General features: G+C 61.8%; 16 protein-coding genes. 5 read left to right on the plus strand and 11 right to left on the minus strand.

Features of this window, described 5'->3' with window-relative positions; genetic code table 11:
- Nucleotides 1-60 precede the first annotated feature (60 nt).
- From glgC to LB536_RS22735, 6 genes are all read right to left on the minus strand, one after another.
- Complete coding sequence (gene glgC, locus LB536_RS22710; RefSeq protein ID WP_140763000.1) at nt 61-1326, minus strand: glucose-1-phosphate adenylyltransferase; 1266 nt, start codon at nt 1324-1326, stop codon at nt 61-63.
- A 51-nt stretch (nt 1327-1377) separates the two neighbouring features.
- Complete coding sequence (gene glgB / locus LB536_RS22715; RefSeq protein WP_224596542.1) at nt 1378-3591, minus strand: 1,4-alpha-glucan branching protein GlgB; 2214 nt, start codon at nt 3589-3591, stop codon at nt 1378-1380.
- A gap of 69 nt (nt 3592-3660) precedes the next feature.
- Entirely contained in the window at nt 3661-6123 is a 2463-nt protein-coding gene (locus LB536_RS22720) for a glycogen/starch/alpha-glucan phosphorylase (RefSeq protein WP_224596544.1), read from the minus strand.
- A 132-nt stretch (nt 6124-6255) separates the two neighbouring features.
- Nucleotides 6256-7038 carry an ATP-binding cassette domain-containing protein gene (locus LB536_RS22725; protein WP_015318692.1) on the minus strand — a complete coding sequence of 261 codons (783 nt, stop codon included), beginning with the start codon at nt 7036-7038 and terminating at the stop codon, nt 6256-6258.
- Nucleotides 7035-8096: an ABC transporter permease gene (locus tag LB536_RS22730; protein ID WP_140763009.1), complete on the minus strand. Its 1062-nt coding sequence runs from the start codon at nt 8094-8096 to the stop codon at nt 7035-7037. Before LB536_RS22730 ends, LB536_RS22725 begins: the two co-directional genes overlap by 4 nt.
- 155 nt (nt 8097-8251) lie before the next feature.
- On the minus strand, nt 8252-9229 hold the full coding sequence (locus LB536_RS22735) for a sugar ABC transporter substrate-binding protein (protein WP_411966572.1): 978 nt from the start codon (nt 9227-9229) through the stop codon (nt 8252-8254).
- A 267-nt stretch (nt 9230-9496) separates the two neighbouring features.
- On the opposite strand from LB536_RS22735, the gene LB536_RS22740 reads away from it, so the two are divergent.
- The 4 genes from LB536_RS22740 (at nt 9497) to LB536_RS22755 (ending at nt 13464) form a co-directional block, all read left to right on the plus strand.
- Nucleotides 9497-10723 carry an ROK family protein gene (locus LB536_RS22740; protein WP_224596546.1) on the plus strand — a complete coding sequence of 409 codons (1227 nt, stop codon included), beginning with the start codon at nt 9497-9499 and terminating at the stop codon, nt 10721-10723.
- Nucleotide 10724: 1 nt separating this feature from the next.
- On the plus strand, nt 10725-11171 hold the full coding sequence (locus tag LB536_RS22745; RefSeq protein WP_224596547.1) for an RbsD/FucU family protein: 447 nt from the start codon (nt 10725-10727) through the stop codon (nt 11169-11171).
- The gene (locus LB536_RS22750) at nt 11168-12091 is read left to right on the plus strand and encodes a carbohydrate kinase family protein (RefSeq protein ID WP_224596549.1); all 924 of its coding nucleotides are present in this window, start codon (nt 11168-11170) and stop codon (nt 12089-12091) included. Before LB536_RS22745 ends, LB536_RS22750 begins: the two co-directional genes overlap by 4 nt.
- 230 nt (nt 12092-12321) lie before the next feature.
- Entirely contained in the window at nt 12322-13464 is a 1143-nt protein-coding gene (locus tag LB536_RS22755; protein ID WP_224596551.1) for a DegT/DnrJ/EryC1/StrS family aminotransferase, read from the plus strand.
- Nucleotides 13465-13535: 71 nt separating this feature from the next.
- Here the strand turns inward: LB536_RS22755 and LB536_RS22760 are convergent, their stop codons facing one another.
- From LB536_RS22760 to LB536_RS22780, 5 genes are read right to left on the minus strand one after another with little or no spacing between them, the layout of a single operon-like run.
- Nucleotides 13536-14798 (minus strand): O-antigen ligase family protein, encoded by a 1263-nt coding sequence (locus LB536_RS22760; RefSeq protein WP_224596553.1) that lies wholly within the window; start codon nt 14796-14798, stop codon nt 13536-13538.
- Nucleotides 14799-14852: 54 nt separating this feature from the next.
- A complete protein-coding gene (gene cysQ / locus LB536_RS22765; protein WP_224596623.1) occupies nt 14853-15653 on the minus strand; it encodes a 3'(2'),5'-bisphosphate nucleotidase CysQ in 801 nt (266 codons plus the stop codon).
- 10 nt (nt 15654-15663) lie between these two features.
- Entirely contained in the window at nt 15664-17601 is a 1938-nt protein-coding gene (cysN, locus tag LB536_RS22770) for a sulfate adenylyltransferase subunit CysN (protein ID WP_224596555.1), read from the minus strand.
- Between the two features lie 2 nt (nt 17602-17603).
- A complete protein-coding gene (cysD, locus tag LB536_RS22775) occupies nt 17604-18509 on the minus strand; it encodes a sulfate adenylyltransferase subunit CysD (protein ID WP_140763037.1) in 906 nt (301 codons plus the stop codon).
- A 44-nt stretch (nt 18510-18553) separates the two neighbouring features.
- A complete protein-coding gene (locus LB536_RS22780) occupies nt 18554-18907 on the minus strand; it encodes a hypothetical protein (RefSeq protein ID WP_224596556.1) in 354 nt (117 codons plus the stop codon).
- Between the two features lie 82 nt (nt 18908-18989).
- Between LB536_RS22780 and LB536_RS22785 the strand changes: the two genes are divergently transcribed.
- Nucleotides 18990-20342, plus strand: a complete 1353-nt coding sequence (locus LB536_RS22785; RefSeq protein ID WP_224596557.1) for an O-antigen ligase family protein — start codon at nt 18990-18992, stop codon at nt 20340-20342.
- Nucleotides 20343-20352: the final 10 nt, after the last annotated feature.

The raw sequence follows: 20352 nt of genomic DNA on the forward strand, positions 1-20352 counted from the left end.
CTGGTCCATGTCGCCCGGAACCGCGCAGCGGCTTTGGGACTGCGACATGCACAAAACACCCTAAAGTGACAGCTTGTTGATCATGTCCTGTGTGATCAGGCAGATACCCTTTTCCGAAACGCGGAAGCGCTTGGCATCGAGCGCGGGATCTTCGCCGACCACCAGCCCCTCCGGTATCCTTACACCGTGGTCGATGACGACGCGCTTCAACTTTGCGTTCCGGCCGACATGAACGTCGGGCAGCATGACAACCTCTTCCAGCGTCGAATAGGAATTGATGCGCGCGCCGGTGAAGATCAGGCTCTTCTTCAGCGAGGCGCCCGAGACGATGCAATCGCCCGAAACCAGTGACGACACGGCGGAACCGCGCCTGCCGTCCTCGTCATGGACGAACTTTGCCGGCGGCTTCAGTTCGGCATAGGTCCAGATCGGCCAGTCGCGGTCGTAGAGGTCGAGTTCGGGCGTCACGTCGGTCAGATCGATATTGGCCTCCCAGTAGGCATCGACCGTGCCGACATCGCGCCAGTAGGCCTCGTTCTCGGCCGTAGAACGCACGCAGGACTTGGTGAAGCGGTGCGCGATCGCCTTACCGTGCGTGACGATATAGGGGATGATGTCCTTGCCGAAATCGCGGCTGGAGCCCGGCTCGGCGGCGTCGCGGCGCAACTGTTCCATCAGGAACTTGGTCTTGAAGACGTAGATGCCCATCGAGGCCAAGGCGAATTCCGGATTACCCGGAATGCCGGGCGGATCGGCGGGCTTTTCGACGAAGGCGATGATGTTGTCCTTGGCATCGACATGCATGACGCCGAAGCCGGTCGCTTCCATGCGCGGCACTTCGAGGCAGCCGACCGTGACATCGGCGCCGGCATCGACATGCTGGCGCAGCATCATCTCGTAATCCATCTTGTAGATGTGATCGCCGGCCAGGATGACCATGTATTCGGGGCCATAGGCCTCGATGATGTCGATGTTCTGGTAGACGGCGTCCGCCGTGCCTTCATACCACTGCGTTTCCGACACGCGCTGGCTGGCCGGCAGGATGTCGAAGCTCTCGTTTCGTTCGGGCCGCAGGAAGTTCCAGCCGCGCTGCAGGTGGCGGATCAGCGAATGCGCCTTGTACTGGGTGGCGACGCCGAGGCGGCGGATGCCGGAGTTCAATGCATTGGAGAGCGCGAAATCGATGATGCGCGTCTTGCCGCCGAAGTAGACCGCCGGCTTGGCGCGCCGGTCGGTCAGTTCCTTGAGGCGGCTGCCGCGCCCGCCCGCCAACACATAGGCCATGGCGTCGCGGGCCAGCGGCTGGGTTCTTTTCAAGTCTGCCATTTATACCCTCCCAAGTTACTCGTCTTTATGCGTTGACCAGCCTTAACGAGTTCAGTCGGCGGCGAGTTCGAGCATGATCGTCGACAGCGGCGGCAGAAGCATCGTTGCCGAGATGCTCTTGCCCTCCGCCCTTGCCTCGACCATGCCGCCATTGCCCATGCCGGAGCCACCATATTCGGTAGCGTCGGTGTTGATGATCTCGCGCCACTTGCCGGCTGTCGGCAGCGGCACACGATAATTGTCGCGCGGCACCGGTGTGAAATTGGAGATGACGGCGACCGGATTGCCGCCGGGAGCGCTGCGCACCCAGGCGAAAACCGAGTTCTGGCTGTCGTCGACGATCAGCCAGGAAAACCCTTCCGCCTCGCAATCGCGGCCATGCAGGGCCGGTCGTGAACGGTAGAGATAGTTGAGATCGCGCACCGTCTGCCAGACGCCGCGATGCGGGCGGAAATCGAGCAGGTTCCAATCGAGCGCGCGCGCTTCGCTCCATTCGCGGCGCTGCGCGAATTCCTGGCCCATGAACAGCAGCTTCTTGCCGGGATAACCCCACATGAAGCCATAATAGGCACGCAAGGTCGCGAATCTCTGCCAGTCGTCGCCGGCCATCTTGCCCAGCAGCGTGCCTTTGCCGTGCACGACCTCGTCATGCGAGAGCGGCAGCACGAAATTCTCCGAGAAGGCGTAGGTCAGGCCGAAGGTGAGCTCATTGTGGTGGTGCTTGCGGAAAATCGGCTCCTTGGAAAAATACTCCAGCGTGTCGTGCATGAAGCCCATGTTCCACTTGAAGCCGAAGCCCAGCCCGCCTTCATGGACAGGCGCCGAGACCTTTGGCCATGAAGTCGATTCCTCGGCGATGGTCATGACGCCGGGATGGTGTCCGTAGAGCTCCTTGTTCATCTTCTGCAGGAAGCTGACCGCCTCGAGGTTTTCGCGCCCACCCTTTTCGTTGGGAATCCATTCACCCTGCTTGCGCGAATAGTCGAGGTAGAGCATCGAGGCGACCGCGTCGACGCGAAGACCGTCGACATGGTACTTTTCCGCCCAGAATAGCGCGTTGTTGACGAGAAACGACACCACCTCGCGGCGGCCGAAATTGTAGATCGCGGTGTTCCAGTCCGGGTGGAAGCCCTTGCGTGGGTCGGCATGCTCGTAGAGCGCGGTGCCGTCGAAGTGGACCAGACCGTGCTCGTCTACAGGAAAATGCGCCGGCACCCAGTCGAGGATGACGCCGACGCCGGCACGGTGGGCGCCATCGACGAAGCGGGCAAAGCCGTCCGGATCGCCGAAGCGGGCCGATGGCGCGTAGAGGCCGGTGGTCTGGTAGCCCCAGGACGGGTCATAGGGATGCTCGGAGATCGGCAGGAATTCGATGTGGGTGAAACCGGTCTCGACCACATAGGGGATCAGCCGGTCGGCCAGTTCATCCCATGACAGGAAGGTGCCGTCGTCTCGAAGCTGCCACGAACCGGCGTGGACCTCGTAGATCGAGATGGCTTCGCGCCGAGGGTCGGCGTTGCGCCAGTAATTGCGATGTGCCTCGTCACCCCATGCATGCGCCGGCGGCACCGCGGTCACCGAGGCGGTTGCCGGGCGCAGTTCCGACTTGAAGGCGAACGGATCGGCCTTCAGCGGCAATCTCACGCCATCTGGACCTATGATCTCGTATTTATAGGGCCGGCCGGCACCGATATCGGGAATGAACAGCTCCCAGATGCCGGTGTCGCGACGGTCGCGCATCGTATGCCGGCGCCCGTCCCAGTCGTTGAAATCGCCGACCACCGAGACGCGCCTGGCATTGGGCGCCCATACCGCGAAATGCACGCCGGTGGCGCCCTCGTGCTCGATGACATGTGCGCCAAGCTTGTCGAACAGCCTGAGATGGGAACCCTCGGCGATGTAGTAATCGTCCATCGGCCCGAGCACCGGACCGAACGAATAGGGATCGGTCAGCCACCAGTCGCCGCCGGCATTGCGCGCGTGATAGCGGAGCGGCTGGCGCTTCCTGATCGACAGCTTGCCCTCGAAGAAACCGGCTTCGTCGCGCCTGGTCAATTCGCCTGCCTCGATGCCGGTCAGCGTGTAGGCGGTGACCGACTGCGCGTGCGGAACGAAGCAGCGCGCGAATAGGCTCTTGCCGGCTTCCTGGACACCGAGAACCGCAAAGGGATTGCCGTGCGTACCGGCGACAATCGCCGCAACATCGCTGGCTGGCGCCAGTCCGTCCGGCCCGCTTGTCGCAGCGGTCGCGCGCGGCTTCCTCATCAGGCGGTCGCCCTCCCCGGGCACCAAGTGTTTGTTTTTGCAGCCATCGTTGTGGCCTATGCAATCACATCAGACGGGCACGTTCCAGATTTCTTTCGCGTATTGGCGGATCGTGCGATCGGAGGAGAACCAGCCGACGCGGGCGACGTTGCGGATGGCGCGGGCGTACCAGTCCGGGCTGTTGCGCCAGACGGCGTCGACGTCGCGCTGGCAGGCGGCATAGGCGTCGAAATCCGCCGCGACCATGAACCAGTCGGTGTCGTAGAGGCCATTGATGAGGTCGCGGTAGCGATTGGGATCATCGGGCGAGAAGACGCCCGACGAAACCGCCGCGACCGCCTGCGCCAGTTCGGAGGATGCTTCGATGACGCCGCGCGGATTGTAGCCATTGTTGCGCCGCTCGGCGACCTCTTCGGTGGTCAGGCCGAAGATGAAGATGTTGTCGTCGCCGACATGCTCCTTGATCTCGACATTGGCACCGTCGAGCGTGCCGATGGTCAGCGCGCCGTTGAGCGCGAACTTCATGTTGCCGGTCCCCGACGCTTCCATGCCGGCAGTCGAGATCTGCTCGGACAGATCAGCGGCCGGCATCAGCACCTCGGCCAGGCTGACATTATAGTTCGGTACGAACACGACCTTCAGCAGGCCACGCACCGAAGGGTCACTGTTGATCACCCTGGCGACATCGTTGGCCAGTTTGATGATCAGCTTGGCGTTGTGGTAGCTGGGCGCGGCCTTGCCGCCGAAGAATTTCACGCGTGGCATCCAGTCGCGCTCGGGATGCGAACGGATCTGGTCATAGAGCGCGATCGCTTCCAGGATGTTGAGGAGCTGGCGCTTGTATTCGTGGATGCGCTTGACCTGGATGTCGAAGAGCGCCGAAGGGTCGAGCCTGATGCCGAGGCGATCGGCGACCAGATTGGCAAGCCTCACCTTGTTCTGGCGCTTCACGGCGGCGAATTTTTCGCGGAAGGCAGAGTCGTCGGCGAGAGGATCGAGCCCCTTGATCGCCTCGATGTCATCCATGAAGCGGTCGCCGATCGCCTCGCGGGCAAGCGCGGTGAGGCCCGGATTGCACTGGATGAGCCAGCGCCGCGGCGTGATGCCGTTGGTCTTGTTGTTGATGCGGTCGGGATAGAGTTTGTGGAGGTCGGCGAAGACCGTCTCCTTCATCAACTCGGTGTGCAGCGCCGACACGCCGTTGATCGAATGCGAACCGACAAAGGCCAAATTGCCCATGCGCACCCGGCGGTCGCCATTCTCCTGGATCAACGAGATACGGCTGATCTGCTCGTCCGAGAACTGATCGGTGGCGCGGGCTTCGAGCAGCACCTGCGCGTTGATGGCGTAGACGATCTGCATGTGGCGCGGCAGGAGCCGCTCGAACAGCGGCACCGGCCAGCTTTCCAGCGCCTCGGGCAGCAGCGTGTGGTTGGTGTAACCGAAGGTGCGCTTGGTGATGTCCCAGGCGAGGTCGAAATCCATGCCGTGGACATCCATCAAGAGCCGCATAAGCTCTGGCACGGCGATCGCCGGATGGGTGTCGTTGAGGTGGATCGCCGCCTTGTCGGGCAGCGACCTGAGATCGCCATATTGGCTGAGATGCCGCTGCAGGATGTCCTGCAGCGAAGCGGTGGAGAAGAAATACTCCTGGCGCAGCCTTAGCTCCTGCCCCGCCATGTGGGAATCGGCTGGATAGAGCACCCGCGACAGCGCATCGGCCTTGTTGCTTTCGGCCAGCGCGCCGATGTGGTCGCCAGCGTTGAACTTGTCGAGCAGGATCGGGTCGATCGGCATGCCCGACCATAGGCGCAGCGTGTTGACGCGCTTGGCCCGCCAGCCGGCCACGGGCGTGTCGTAGGCGACCGCCAGAACATGTTCCCTCGGCTTCCAGACGTGGCGTTCGAGGCGACCTTCCCTGGAGGTGATCGATTCGACCGAACCACCGAAGCCGACTTCGAAGGAGCGCTCGCGCCGCTCGAACTCCCACGGATTGCCGTGATCAAGCCAGGTCTCGGGCAGTTCGACCTGCCAGCCGTCATGGATTTCCTGACGGAACATGCCGTTGGCATAGCGGATGCCGTAGCCATGCGCGGGGATGTCGACGGTCGCCATGCTTTCCATGAAACAGGCGGCGAGCCGGCCAAGGCCGCCATTGCCAAGGGCGGCGTCCGGCTCGAGCGCCGCGATCAGGTCGAGATCGACGCCGAGCGACGACAGCGCCTCACGCATGTTCTCCATCAGGCCGAGATTGGAAAAGGCGTCGCGCATCAGACGCCCGATCAGGAATTCGAGCGAGAGGTAATAAACGCGCTTTTCCTTCTGGTCGTAGGCTTCCTTGGTCGCCTGCATCCAATGGTCGACGACGCGGTCGCGCACGACCTTGATCGAGGCGGTCAGCCAGTCGTACTGGGTCGCGACGGTGGTGTCCTTGCCGACCCGGTATTTGAGCGACATCAAGACTTCTTCGGCGAGCGTCTTGGGATCGGGATTGTCGAGAGCGGGGGCTTCGATCGTCATGCCGGATGTCATATCGCCTCTCGTTCGGTTAGCCTGATCATACCGGCTTTCACCGTTTCTCCCAGCCCATCCTAGTGCATTGCAGCATGTTTTCAATCGATTAGAGCACACCCCTGCCTGCTTACCCTGCGGCAACTTGGCAGTTCAGGCCGCCAATGCTGCCTCCGGGGGCGTTTTTGCCCCGGTCATGAAGGCAACGGCATCGGACATCGTGTATTGCTTGGGGTCGATGACGCATAGGCGACGGCCCAGACGGTGGATGTGTATACGGTCAGCCACCTCGAAGACGTGCGGCATGTTGTGCGAGATCAGCACGATCGGCAGGCCGCGCTTCTTCACGTCGAGGATCAGTTCGAGCACGCGGCGGCTCTCCTTGACCCCGAGTGCCGCCGTCGGTTCGTCCATGATGACCATTTTCGAGCCGAAGGCGGCGGCGCGGGCCACCGCCACGCCCTGGCGTTGGCCGCCCGACAGCGTCTCCACCGCCTGGCTGATGTTCTGGATGGTCATCAAGCCGAGTTCGGTGAGCTTGTCGCGGGCGCGCTTTTCCATTGCCGGACGGTCGAGCATGCGAAGCCACTGGCCGACGAAGCCGGGTTTTCGGATCTCGCGGCCGAGGAACATGTTGTCGGCGATCGACAGCGCCGGCGACAACGCGAGATTCTGGTAGACGGTTTCGATGCCGGCTTCGCGCGCTTCCATCGGCGATTTGAAGGAAACGGGTTTGCCTTCAAGCCGGATTTCGCCTTCGTCCGGCACAGCCGCGCCGGAAATCGCCTTGATGAGCGACGACTTGCCGGCGCCGTTGTCGCCGATGACGGCAAGGATTTCGCCGGGGTAAAGGTCGAAGTCGGCATTGTCGAGAGCGGTGACGCGGCCATAGCGCTTGACCAGACCGCGCGCGGTGAGGATGGGTTCCTGGGTCATGCCGAAACCTTTCTGATCCATTGGTCGATGGCGACGGCGCCGATGATCAGCACGCCGGTGAGCAGCACTTTCCATTGCGGATCGGCGCCCAGCATGTTGAGGCCCATCGAGACGACGCCGACGATCATCGCGCCGAACAAGGTGCCGAGGATGGAGCCGCGGCCGCCGAAGAGAGAAATACCGCCGATCACCGTCGCGGTGATGGCCTGCAGATTGTAGTCGGTGACGGCGGCGGACGGCGAGATCGAGCCGTTGCGGCCGATGGAGACCCAGGCCGCGAAAGCGGCGATCAGCCCGGCAAGGGCGTAGACCGTCATCAGCACCTTCTTGGTCTGGATGCCCGACAGCTTCGCCGCCTCCTGGTCGTCGCCGACGGCGTAGACATGACGGCCCCATGCGGTGTGGTTGAGCACGTACCAAAGAACCAGCACGAGCACGACCGTGGCAATGACACCGAGCGTCAGCACCGCGGTGCCGACCTTGAAGCTCAGGGCAAACAGATGCAGGAGCGGCGCCTGATTGTCGACGTCGGTGTCGCGGATCGTCTCATTGGCCGAATAGATGAAGTTCGTGGCCATGACGATGTTCCAGGTGCCAAGCGTCACGATGAAGGGCGGCAGTTTCATATAGGCGACCAGCAGCCCGTTCAGCAGCCCGCAAGCCGCACCGGCGGCGAGCCCGATCGCCACGGCGAGCACGCTCGGCATGCCGTAGCTGACCGCGCAATTGCCCATGATCACCGCCGAAATCACCATGATCACCCCGATCGACAGGTCGATGCCGGCGGTCAGGATGACCAGCGTCTGCGCGGCCCCGAGAATGCCGACGATGGCGATCTGCTGCAGGATCAGCGTCAGCGTGTAGGACGAGAAGAACCGTCCTCCAATCGCGATGCCGAAGATGATGACCGACAGAAGCAGCACGATCAGCGGCACCGCGGCCGGCGTCGAATGCAGAAAATGCTGGATGCGCTTGACGGCTGATTTGTGATCGTCGAAAGCGGCTACGCTTGTATCGCTGGCCGAGAGAACCTTCTCGAATTCTTGAGCTTGAGCCATGTTTCCTCCCCGTAGGGCTTCAGCCACGCGCTGACGCCGTCCACGCCTTCCGGTCTGTCGCCGGGATTATTCGCGTTTACAGTGATGCATCGTCCTCCCGATGCGGCCGGGGATCAAGCCCCCGGCCGATCGGTTTTGTTCCGGTCAGGCCAGTATCAGCCCCAGCACTTGGCGAGGCCTTCCTTGGTGTCGATGGACTTGACGCCCTTGGCCGGCTTGTCGGTGACGAGGTTAACGCCGGTGTCGAAGAAATTCTTGCCCTCGGTCGGCTTCGGCTTGGTGCCGTCCTTGGCGAAGGCGGCGATCGCCTCGATGCCGAGTGCGGCCATCTGCAGCGGATATTGCTGCGAGGTGGCGCCGATGACGCCTTCGGCGACCGACTTCACGCCGGGGCAACCGCCGTCGACCGAGACGATCAGCACCTGGCTTTCGAGGCCGACGGCCTTGAGCGCCTGGTAGGCGCCGACCGCGGCCGGCTCGTTGATGGTGTGGATGACGTTGATGGTGTTGTCCTTCTGGAGAAGGTTTTCCATCGCCTTGCGGCCGCCTTCCTCGTTCCCGTTCGTCACATCATGACCGACGATGCGCGGATCGGTCTCATCGCCGATCTTGTTGGGGTCCTTCACGTCGATGCCGTAGCCCATCATGAAGCCCTGGTCGCGCAGAACGTCCACGGTCGGCTGCGAGGGGGTCAGGTCGAGGAAGCCGATCTTGGCGTCCTTGGCCTTGTCGCCCAGTGTAGCGGCCGCCCAGGCGCCAATCAGCTTGCCGGCCTCCAGATTGTCGGTGGCGAAGGTCGCGTCGGCGGCGTCGACCGGATCGAGCGGCGTATCCAGCGCAATCACAAGCAGGCCGGCATCGCGCGCCTTCTTCACCGTCGGCACGATGCCCTTGGTGTCGGAGGCGGTGATCAGAATACCCTTGGCGCCGTCGGCGATGCAGCTTTCGATCGCCGCCACCTGGCTCTCGCTGTCACCGTCGATCTTGCCGGCATAGGTCTTGAGATCGACGCCAAGTTCCTTGGCCTTGGCGGTCGCGCCCTCTTTCATCTTGACGAAGAACGGATTGGTGTCGGTCTTGGTGATCAGGCAGGCGCCGACGCCAGCGGCGGATGCGGACGAAGCGAACGCCATCAGGCCCAGCGCGGCCGCCGCAAAAACGGTGGACTTCAACAATTTTGTATTGGTCACGATTTCCTCCCAGTGGAACATTTTCAATGCCGGCCAACCGGCACCGTACGACATCCAAGCGACTTCTCCCAGCGCGGATGCCCGGTCAAACAGACACCAGACCAAGGCATCTGTCAATAATTAAATCACTCTTATTTATTATTGACAGCCTTGCGTGCTTCACTCATTCTGGCCCAAAAGCATTGCCGGGGAAACGACGGGAGGAACAGGGTGGAGACCGCCACTGCGAGGCATGGTTCGCCCGAAGCGAATGAGAGCCTCATTCACCGCGGCACCAACCAGAGCGGCATGCGCGACCATAACGAGCGCCTGGTGCTTTCGCTGGTGCGCCAGCATGGCAGTCTGGCGAAGTCCGACATCGCCCGCATGACCGGACTTTCGGCGCAGACGGTCTCGGTCATCATGCGCGAACTAGAGGAAGAGAGTCTGCTCGTGCGCCAGGCGCCTTTGCGCGGCAAGATCGGCCAGCCCTCGATCCCCATGGCGCTCAACCCCGAAGGCGCCTTCTTCATCGGTCTCAAGATCGGCCGCCGCAGCGCCGAACTCGTGCTGATCGATTTCCTCGGGCAGGTGCGCGCGATGCTGCAGCATTCCTACCGCTACCCTGCCCCACGCGAGACGGTCGAGTTCGTCACAGCGGGCATGAAGACGATGCGTGGCGAGCTGACACCGACGCAGGACAAGCGCATTGCCGGACTCGGCATCGCCATGCCATTCGAACTGTGGAACTGGGCCGACACGGCCGGCGCGCCTCGCGACGTCATGGATGAATGGCGCCACCGCGACATCAGGGCCGACATCCAGGCGCAGTGCGATTTTCCGGTCTATCTGCAGAACGATGCCACCTCCGCCTGCGGCGCCGAACTGGTCTTCGGCCAGACGAGCGCGGCGCGGGACTTCGTCTATTTCTACATCGGCGCCTTTGCCGGCGGCGGCATCGTGCTCAACGGCCGGCTCTTCGGCGGCCCCACCGGCAATGCCGGCGCGCTCGGCTCCATGCCCGTGCCCGGGCCAGATGGAAAGCCAACCCAGCTGATCGACGTGGCCTCGATCGCCATGCTCGAAAAAACACTCAACGCGCGTGGCGTCGAGGCGTCGTATCTGTGGACCTCACCCGAGGATTGGGGTGAGATCGGCGCCGAACTCGACGAGTGGATCGCCAGCGCCTCGCAGGCGCTCGCTTACGCCATCGTCGCAGCGTCCTCGGTCATCGATTTCGAGGCCGCGGTGATCGACGGCTGGATGCCGAAGGCCGTGCGCCACAGGCTGGTCGAGGCGGTGGTGACGGCAATCGACGCGATCGACGGCGAAGGGCTGAAACTTCCGGCTGTCCGCGAGGGAAGCGTGGGCATCCATGCCCGGGCGCTCGGCGGCGCCAGCCTGCCGCTTTCCGAACGCTTCCTGATCGGTTCGACGACGATCTCCAGGAGCGCCTGAAATGCTGATCGGGATTCCGGCGCTGCTTGGTCCGGAGCTTCTGGCAACATTGCGCGCCATGGGCCATGGTGACGAGATTGCCCTCGTCGACGGGAACTATCCGGCGCAGGACCAAGCAAGGCGCCTCATCCGGACCGACGGCCATGCCCTCATTCCCGTACTCGACGCGGTACTGATGCTGCTTCCGGTCGACGATGTCGTTCCGGAGGCGCTGTTTCGCGCCTCGGTGAAAGGCGATCCGTCGCTTGCCGACCCTGTCCATCGCGAAATGGAGGCGATCTGCGCCAAACGCGCGCCGGGCCGCAAGGTGGTTGCGCTGGCCGGCGCCGACTTCTATGCACGGGTCAAATCGGCGCATGCCATCGTCGCGACAAGCGAGCCGCGGCTTTACGCCAACATCATCATCCGCAAGGGCGTGATCTATCCGCCGGAGACCAAGAAGCCATGATCCTCTGCTGCGGCGAAGCCTTGATCGACATGCTGCCGCGCACCACCACGCAGGGTGAGCCGGCCTTTGCTCCCTATGTCGGCGGCGCTGTCTTCAACACGGCGATCGCGCTCGGCCGGCTCGGCGCGCCGGCCGGCTTCTTCTCGGGCCTGTCGTCCGACCTGTTCGGCGGTCAGTTCAGGGAGGCGCTCGGGGCAAGCAAGGTCAGTTCAACCTACGCGCACACCTCGCCCCGGCCAACGACACTGGCCTTCGTGCGGCTGAACAACGGCCAGGCGACCTACACCTTCTATGACGAGAACACGGCCGGGCGCATGCTGACCATCGATGACCTGCCGCAACTCGGCGGCGAGATCGAGGCGATGCTGTTCGGCGCCATCAGCCTGATCTCGGAGCCGGCTGGCTCGGCCTATGAGGAATTCATGCGGCGCGAGCATGAGGCCCGAGTGATGATGCTCGATCCCAACATCCGGCCGAACTTCATCCCCGACAAGGCCAAGCACCTCGGACGCATCCGGCAGATGATGGCGATGGCCGACATCGTCAAACTGTCGGACGAGGACCTAAACTGGTTCGGCGAAGCCGGTTCGCACGAGGATGTCGTGCGCAATTGGCTCGACCGCGGCCCGAAGCTGATCGTCGTCACGCATGGCAGCCAAGGTGCCGTTGGCTACAGCAAGCAGCACCGTGTCACAGTCATGCCGGAGACGGTGAAGGTGGTGGACACCGTCGGCGCCGGAGACACGTTCAACGCCGGCATCCTTGCCTCCCTGCATGAGCAAGGCCTGTTGACGAAGGCGGCGATTTCCGGCCTGTCCGAAGATGCCATCCGCAAAGCATTGGCGCTCGGCGCCAAGGCGGCGGCAGTGACGGTATCACGGGCCGGCGCCAATCCCCCCTGGCGGCACGAGATCGGCTGATCGGCTCTCCGACGCGATCACTTTATGTTTCGATGCGCCGGAAAACCGCGATAAAAATGGCCCTGAATTGCACCGCCAAGCCCGGATTCCGGGTTTTTTGGGGCAATGCGCCGGCAAAACACGGTAACGGGCTGCGACACTTGCACCCGATGCCCGGTCCGCAGCCGGCTTTTTCAGCCGCGCCAAGTCTGGTACCAGCGGGCCGGTTATTGGCAGGTATTGAGGCCGACATGCAGTTCATCGATCTTGGCGCGCAGCGCGAACGAATCCGCGACCGGCTGAAAGCCGCGATCGACCACGTCGTCGAGGATGGCCGCTACATCTTTGGCCCCCAGGTCGCCGAATTCGAGAAGAAGCTCGCCGCCTATGTCGGCGTCAAGCATGTGGTTGCCTGCGCCAACGGCACCGACGCACTGCTTTTGCCGCTGTTTGCCGCCGGCATCGGCCCAGGTGACGCAGTGTTCGTGCCGAGCTTCACCTTCGCCGCCACGGCAGAAGTGGTGGCGCTGGCCAAGGCCGAGCCGGTTTTCGTCGATGTCGATCCGAAGACCTACAACATCGACATCGCCAGCCTCGAGGCGGCGATCGCGGCCATCAAGAAGGAAGGCCGACTGAAGCCGAAGGCGATCATCCCCGTCGACCTGTTCGGTCTTGCCGCCGACTATGAGGCGATCATGGCTATCGCCAATCGCGAAGGCTTGTTGGTGATCGAGGATGCCGCCCAGTCCATGGGTGGCTCGCTAGAAGGCAGGATGTGCGGCGCGTTCGGCCATGTCGGCTCGACCAGCTTCTATCCGGCCAAGCCGCTCGGCTGCTATGGCGACGGCGGCGCGATGTTCACCAATGACGACGCTCTGGCCGACGCGCTGCGTTCCTTCGCCTTCCACGGCAAGGGCGAGACGCAGTACGACAACATCCGCGTCGGCATCAATTCACGGCTCGACACGCTGCAGGCGGCAATCCTGATCGAGAAGCTCGCTATCCTCGAGGAAGAAATGGTGGCGCGGCAACTGGTAGCCCAGCGCTACTCAGAAGGCCTCGGCGACATCGTCACCGCGGCCCGCAATCTGGATGGCAGCCGCTCGGCCTGGGCGCAATACGCGATCGAAACGCCCAAACGTGACGGCCTTAAAGCGCATCTGAGCGAAAAGGGCATCCCGTCTGTCATCTACTACGTCAAGCCGCTGCATGAGCAGATCGCCTATCGCGACTATCCGCGCACACCGACCGGTCTTGCCGTTTCGGAGGACCTGCCGAAACGTATCCTCTGCCTGCCGATGCATCCCTATCTCAGCGAGGCCGACCAGGACCGGATCATCGAAACCATCCGCAACTATATCGGCTCGAACTCGGCGCAGGCCGCGGCCGAATAGGCGTCGGATACCAGAAGGCCGACACTTCGTCGGCACAGGGTGGCGGGGCGCAGGACGTGCGCTTCGCGCCGTTATTTTGAGAAGCTCGCCGCGCGTCTTGTGATCCACTCATCCATTCCCGGCCGGGTCACGGAACGGCACTGCAATATGCAGATGCCCGCTGTGAAGACCAAAGTGCCCAGCACCCATGACAACCAGATCCGATGGTCGACCGACAGTTCGACCACAGCTATGATCAGGTAGCTGCTGGCTATGAAATGTCCGGGGCCGCTCAAACCGCCGATCATTCTTATGATCGCACCCAGGACCAGCCCGTACACAATGATGCCCAACGCTCCCAGTTCGTACCACAAATCGAATACGATATTGTGTGCGCTTGGGAGATCCACCTGCGCATAATATGTTGGACTCACGACAACCCCGACCGCGTTTCTCATCGTATTGGCGCCATGGCCGAGAAACGGCTGCTCCGCAATGTGGGGCGAGATCATCTGCCAAAGATCAAGGCGCGCCGCGAACGTTCCTGGATAGAAAGTCAGCAATCCCGTCGTTTTGAGGTAGGCGAACAGCGGCGAGACGACGAAGGGGGCGATCAGGGCAAGAAACAGGTAGACGGCGAAGAATCCGACCAAGGCGTGTTGGCGGCATTTCGCGGGCATGACAAACATCGCCGCCACGAAGACAATCGCCAGATTGACGCCGGTCGATTGACCGTAGAGCAATGTCAGCACGGCAAAGAGAGCCGCGAGCCCCTTCCAGACCAGCCTCGGCTGGGTAAGAAATATGACGGCAAAAAAAGCTCCGTAGACCGTGATCTTGTGGAGGGTGAAAACATTTCCCACAAATCGTGGATCTTCGGTCAAAAACGCAAAATACAGTTCCCAACCCATCACCGACTCCAGGCCGATCAGCATGCCGACCAATGAGACCCGCGCGAGCCGGTCGCGTTGAGCGCTCGGAAGCGCCAGAATGCACTCGAATAGCAGGATGGCGGCGACCGAGTAGCCAAAGACGTCCTTCGCCGCCATGAGAGAGCGGCTCGGGCTGACCGACCACAGGGCGCTCGACAGGAAAAAGCCGGACAACAGGGCCAGAGTGACGGCAAGGCCTGTCGTTGCCCGGCCAAAGCGTGCACCCTTCGTCAAAAGGGCAAGAGCGCCCATGACACCCGCGACAAGTGCCAGGGCCGTCGGAGACATTTCGATGAAGACGAAAAGGGCGGGAGAGAGGGCGTAGAGGCCCAGCAACATCCTGAGGACTATTTCGTCACGACTGCTGGTCCATACCGGAAACCCGCCCAAAATGACGGTATGGCATTTCTGAAAAAAGGACATTCAACTACCGACTCAGGGAACGCCGATACAGGATAGGTCATCGACGGAGGCACCTCAACGTTCGATACGTCCTCCGGTTGCAACCCTGCCGCTGGCAATGAAATGCGGATTGGCAAAGTCCTCGTCATCGGCCTGGTTGCGCTTGCCATAGGCCAAGGGCTTGCCGTCCAGCGTGCGTGTCGTGCCGCCGGCGGCGCGCAGCACCGCGTCACCCGCCGCCGTGTCCCATTCCATGGTGCGGCCGAAGCGCGGATAGACATCCGCCTCGCCATTGGCAAGGAGGCAGAATTTCAGCGACGAACCGACCGAGACGATCTCGGCAGCACCAAGGTCGCGAATATAGGCTTCGGTTTCCGGCGTATTGTGCGAGCGGCTGGCAACCACGGCCAGCGGCGTCGCGGCCGTTCTCACCGAGATCGGCCGGCGAGAAACGATCTGGTAGTCGCCATCGACTTCGAGGGCTTCCGCCCTGCCCGGCAGACCGGAAAAGAAGCGGCCGCTGCATGGCGCGAAGACGACGCCGACTTCCGGTACGCCATGGCGGACCAGCGCGATGTTGACGGTGAAGTCGGTGCGCCGGTTGACGAATTCCTTGGTGCCGTCAAGCGGATCAATGAGGAAGAAGGCCTCGCCAAGTTCGCCCGCCATGACACCGGCCGCCGCTTCCTCCTCGGCCACGCAGGGAATGTCGGGGAATTCCGCGCGCAGGCCGGCTAGGATGATCTTCTCGCTCTCGCGGTCCGCCTCGGTCACCGGCGAGGAATCCGATTTGCGGTCGACCGCGCAGCCGGCGTGGAACACACGCATGACCTCGCGCCCGGCGGCTAGAGCCAGCCGCTCGAAGATTTCAAGCATCGACGTGTCGTCAGATGCCGCCGCCATTGTCATATTGGTCTTCGGCAATGTCACGCTCGTTCAGCCAGTGTTCCAGGGCATCTACCATCTCTTCAGCCGACTTGCCGAGCGTCTTCAGATGGATTTCCGGTTTCTCCGGTGCCTCGTAAGGAGAATCGACACCGGTGAAATTCTTGATCTCGCCATTCAGCGCGCGGGCGTAGAGGCCCTTCGGATCACGCCTGGCGCATTCCTCGAACGGCGTGTCGACAAACACCTCGATGAACTCGCCATCTGCCATCAATTCCCTGGCCATGCGCCGCTCGGCGCTGAACGGCGAAATGAAGGAGACAATGACGATCAGCCCGGCGTCGGCCATCAGCTTGGCCACTTCGGCGACGCGGCGAATGTTCTCGACGCGATCGGCGTCGGTGAATCCGAGGTCGCGGTTGAGACCGTGACGGACATTGTCGCCGTCGAGAATATAGGTATGGCGGCCAGTGGCGAACAGCTTCTTCTCGAACAGGTTGGCAATGGTCGACTTACCGGAGCCCGAAAGCCCGGTGAACCAGAACACGGCGGGCCGCTGATTCTTCATGTCGGCGCGCACGCGCTTGCCGACATCGAGCGATTGCCAATGGATGTTTTCGGCGCGACGCAGCGAGTGCACGATCATGCCTGCGCCAACCGTGGCGTTGCTGATGCGATCGATTAGGATAAAGGCGCCAGTGGTACGGTTCTCGCCAAACGGATCGAAGGCGATCGGCGCCCGCGTCGAAATGTTGCAGATACCGACTTCATTCATCTCAAGCGACTTGGCCGCCTCATGGGCAAAATCGTTGACGTTGATGCGGTATTTCAAGTCGGTGACGGTGGCGCTGGTCTGATCGGTCTCGGTGCGCAGGATATAAGACCGGCCCGGCAGAAGCGCGTGCTCGTCGAACCAGACGATGTTGGCGACGAACTGATCGGCGACCTGCGGCCGTGCGGCCGGCGAAACCAGCATGTTGCCCCTGGAAACCTCGACCTCGTCGTCAAGGACGAGCGTTATGGCCTGGCCGGCCACCGCCTGTTTGAGATCGCCGCCGTAAGCGACGATGCGTTTGACATGCGAGGACTTGCCCGATTTGGCGACGACGACCTCGTCGCCTTGCGCAATGGTACCGGACGCAATGGTGCCGGCAAAACCGCGAAAATCGAGATTGGGGCGGTTAACGTACTGAACCGGAAAGCGGAACGGCAACTCGGCCGTGGCTTCGTCGACCGAGACGGTTTCGAGATGCTCGATCAATGTCGGGCCTGAATACCAATGCGTGTTTTGGGAGCGGGCGCTAACGTTGTCGCCGTAGCGGGCCGACATCGGGATCGGCGCGATGGTCTGGAAACCGAGATCGCGCGAGAACTGTCCGTAGTCCTCGACAATCCCGTCGAAGACCGCCTGGTCGAAATCGACGAGATCGATCTTGTTGACTGCCAGCACGATGTGGCGGATGCCGAGCAGCGAGGCGATGATCGAATGGCGCCTAGTCTGGTGCAGCACCCCCTGCCGGGCATCGATCAGCACGATCGCCAGATCGGCGGTCGAGGCACCGGTCGCCATGTTGCGGGTGTATTGTTCGTGGCCGGGCGTGTCGGCGACGATGAACTTGCGCTTTGGCGTGGCGAAGAAGCGGTAGGCGACGTCGATGGTGATGCCCTGCTCGCGCTCAGCCTCGAGGCCGTCGACCAGCAGCGCGAAGTCGATGTCGTCGCCCGTCGTGCCGTGCTTGCGCGAATCGCGTTCGAGCGCGGCGAGCTGATCCTCGAAAATCTGCTTGGTGTCGGACAGCAGGCGTCCGATCAACGTCGACTTGCCATCATCCACCGAACCGCAGGTCAGGAAGCGCAGCAGCGATTTCTTCTCCTGCGCGGCCAGATAATCGCGGACGCCGTCCGTGGGAGCGAGGCTCTTTGCCATGATGTGGCGCATGGTCAGAAATACCCCTCGCGCTTCTTCTTTTCCATCGAACCGGCTTCATCGCGGTCGATCAGGCGACCCTGCCGTTCGGATGTGCGTGCCGTCAGCATCTCGCCAACGATGGCTTCGAGAGTGTCGGCGTCGGATTCGATGGCACCGGTCAGCGGATAGCAGCCAAGCGTGCGGAACCGCACCAACCGGTCCTCCACGACCTCGCCAGGCAGCAGCTTCATGCGATCATCGTCCTTGAGGATCAACATGCCATCGCGTTCGACAACCGGCCGCTGCTTGGCGAAATAGAGCGGTACGATCGGGATGTTTTCCTGCAGAATGTACTGCCAGATGTCGAGTTCGGTCCAGTTCGACAAGGGAAAGACGCGGATCGATTCTCCCTGCGCGATACGTGTGTTGAAAATCTTCCACATTTCGGGCCGCTGGTTCTTCGGATCCCATACATGCTGGGCATTGCGGAAAGAGAAGATGCGCTCCTTGGCGCGCGACTTCTCCTCGTCGCGACGGGCGCCGCCAAAGGCCGCATCGAAGCCGTATTTGTCGAGCGCCTGGCGCAACGCCACGGTCTTCATCACATGGGTGTGGGTGTTCGAACCGTGATCGAACGGATTGATGTTGTCGCGTACGCCGTCTTCGTTGACATGAACCAGAAGGTCGAAACCCAACTTCTGCGCCATCTGATCGCGAAATGCGATCATCTCGCGGAATTTCCAGGTGGTGTCGACGTGAAGAAAGGGGAATGGCGGCTTGGCCGGATAGAACGCCTTCATCGCCAGATGCATCAGCACCGACGAATCCTTGCCGACGGAATAGAGCATGACCGGCTTGGCGAAGGCGGCCGCGACCTCGCGGAATATGTGAATGGATTCGGCTTCAAGCCGCTGCAGATGCGTAAGCGCTGATATCATGGACCGTGAGCGTTCTCTCATGCCTTGCAACAGAAGATCCTGCATCAAATCATCGAGCCTTTTGCGCCCGGTTCAAGCTTCGCTTCTGGACAAAGTGTTTCGTGCGGGCGTTCTAGCAGATCGTCGCGGCCCAGAACAATGCAAGACGAGCCCGGCAGCAGTCCGTTCGGGAATGAATTTTCCATGCTTTTGGCAAAACCCGGAAATTTCTGCTTGAAAGCCCTCCGGCCGGGAAAAGGCAGGGAAAATATTGCCTGTAAGGGACGCTGCGGCGACGCTGCAGGGGTCAGTTGGGCCCGACTGCGGGATTTCGGCGGCAATCGATCCTGGCGCACTATCGAAACAGCGACCCAGCCGCTATACGCTTTTCGAGAGCGGGCAAGTGCGTGATGAAGCATGGGGCAGTTTCGAGGCGAGCGCATTCGGTTTGACCAAACACGATGTGCCGCATAAAATTTCTCTGGATAGCAGGTCCGAAAATTGAACCGGCTTTCATCCATAAGGCAGCAATTCACGCCTTCGCGGATCAATATCTACTTCTCCATTCTCTGCTTCTTTTTCCCTCCGGTCCTGGGATCGGTGGTCAGCTTCGTGTTCAATGGTGGCGGCCTGTGGTCCGTCCTGTTGATTGCCTTGAAGAGAAGACGCTTCAATGTCGACCGGGCGATGATGGCGCTGACGATCGCGATCTATGCCTATTGCGCAAGCAATGTCCTGGCGTCCCTCGTCAACCACGCGATCGTCAAGGACGCGCGGCATCTTATCCCGCTGATCACCTTTCTGTTTTTTCCCATCTCCTATTCGACCTGGAGCATTTCGCAAAAGACAATGCTCGTCCGCATCATTGTGCTGGCCAGCATGGCGGCCTGTTTTGGCGCGTTGCTGCTGGCGGTCTACCAGCAGTATCGGCTTGGTATACGCGCCGAGGGCGGGGCCGGGAATGCTATCGTTTTCGCTGAGGTCCTCTGCCTTGCGGTGGTAACCTGCGTGGCCGCTGCACTATCCGGCATAGAGAGATACAGGATCGCCCTCATCTGCGCCGCACTCGGCGGAACGATCGCCATCGTCTACTCCGGTACGCGCATTGTCTGGCTGGCACTGCTGATTGCCGGTATCGCCGTTCTGCTGATCAACCAGCAGAGGCTGAGAGGTAGAAATGCCGTTCGCGTGCTTTTGCTGCTGGCCGCGATCGCCGTCACGATCGCGGTTTTCGGGTTCCAGACGATAGCGGGGCGTGTCGAATTTCTGCACTCCGACTGGGATGCGCTGGCGGCCCACGGTGACTACGCGACAGCTTTGGGATCGCGCGTCGCCCTTTGGGACATCGGGCTGAAGGCATTTCGTGAGATGCCATTTTTCGGACATGGAGTGGGCGCCACCCGGCTCTTGATCAAGCAGGGCTTTCAGGATCAGTTCGGGATGGATGAAGGTTTCAATCATTTCCACAACGGCTTCCTGACCGCCTTGGTGCAGGCCGGGATCCTGGGTGCGGTGACGCTGGCAGCGATCTTTGTGGTTGCCGCCAGAAATGCCGCCCGGGTCCTTCGCGACAGCACCGATCCGATCGAGCGGTTTGGTGCCACCATGATTGTCGCCGTCGTGATCACCTATCTGACCGCCGGAATGACGGGCATCCTGATCGGTCATGACATTCTGGACTCGGTCTTCATGGTCTTCCTGGTGTCGGGAACATATCTTGCCTGTGGGCGCCAGGTTGCGTTGGTGGAAGGGCAAGCCCTTCCACCAGTTGTGGAAACCCAGGCGATGTCACGAGCGAAGGGCCAAGCCGCTCCAGCAGTGGAAGGCCTGGCATCTCCGCCAGTCGCCCAATAGCCGGTCCGGG

The sequence above is a fragment of the Mesorhizobium sp. ES1-3 genome (assembly GCF_020164795.1).
Classification (GTDB): Bacteria; Pseudomonadota; Alphaproteobacteria; order Rhizobiales; family Rhizobiaceae; genus Mesorhizobium.

Excerpts from the sequence above, each read along its gene's own strand:
- glgC (WP_140763000.1), bottom strand. The coding sequence starts at position 1,326 with ATGGCAGACTTGAAAAGAACCCAGCCGCTGGCCCGCGACGCCATGGCC.
- glgB (WP_224596542.1), bottom strand. The coding sequence starts at position 3,591 with ATGAGGAAGCCGCGCGCGACCGCTGCGACAAGCGGGCCGGACGGACTG.
- LB536_RS22720 (WP_224596544.1), bottom strand. The coding sequence starts at position 6,123 with ATGACATCCGGCATGACGATCGAAGCCCCCGCTCTCGACAATCCCGAT.
- LB536_RS22725 (WP_015318692.1), bottom strand. The coding sequence starts at position 7,038 with ATGACCCAGGAACCCATCCTCACCGCGCGCGGTCTGGTCAAGCGCTAT.
- LB536_RS22730 (WP_140763009.1), bottom strand. The coding sequence starts at position 8,096 with ATGGCTCAAGCTCAAGAATTCGAGAAGGTTCTCTCGGCCAGCGATACA.
- LB536_RS22735 (WP_411966572.1), bottom strand. The coding sequence starts at position 9,229 with ATGGCGTTCGCTTCGTCCGCATCCGCCGCTGGCGTCGGCGCCTGCCTG.
- LB536_RS22745 (WP_224596547.1), top strand. The coding sequence starts at position 10,725 with ATGCTGATCGGGATTCCGGCGCTGCTTGGTCCGGAGCTTCTGGCAACA.
- LB536_RS22750 (WP_224596549.1), top strand. The coding sequence starts at position 11,168 with ATGATCCTCTGCTGCGGCGAAGCCTTGATCGACATGCTGCCGCGCACC.
- LB536_RS22755 (WP_224596551.1), top strand. The coding sequence starts at position 12,322 with ATGCAGTTCATCGATCTTGGCGCGCAGCGCGAACGAATCCGCGACCGG.
- LB536_RS22760 (WP_224596553.1), bottom strand. The coding sequence starts at position 14,798 with ATGTCCTTTTTTCAGAAATGCCATACCGTCATTTTGGGCGGGTTTCCG.
- cysQ (WP_224596623.1), bottom strand. The coding sequence starts at position 15,653 with ATGCTTGAAATCTTCGAGCGGCTGGCTCTAGCCGCCGGGCGCGAGGTC.
- cysN (WP_224596555.1), bottom strand. The coding sequence starts at position 17,601 with ATGCGCCACATCATGGCAAAGAGCCTCGCTCCCACGGACGGCGTCCGC.
- cysD (WP_140763037.1), bottom strand. The coding sequence starts at position 18,509 with ATGATATCAGCGCTTACGCATCTGCAGCGGCTTGAAGCCGAATCCATT.
- LB536_RS22780 (WP_224596556.1), bottom strand. The coding sequence starts at position 18,907 with ATGCTTCATCACGCACTTGCCCGCTCTCGAAAAGCGTATAGCGGCTGG.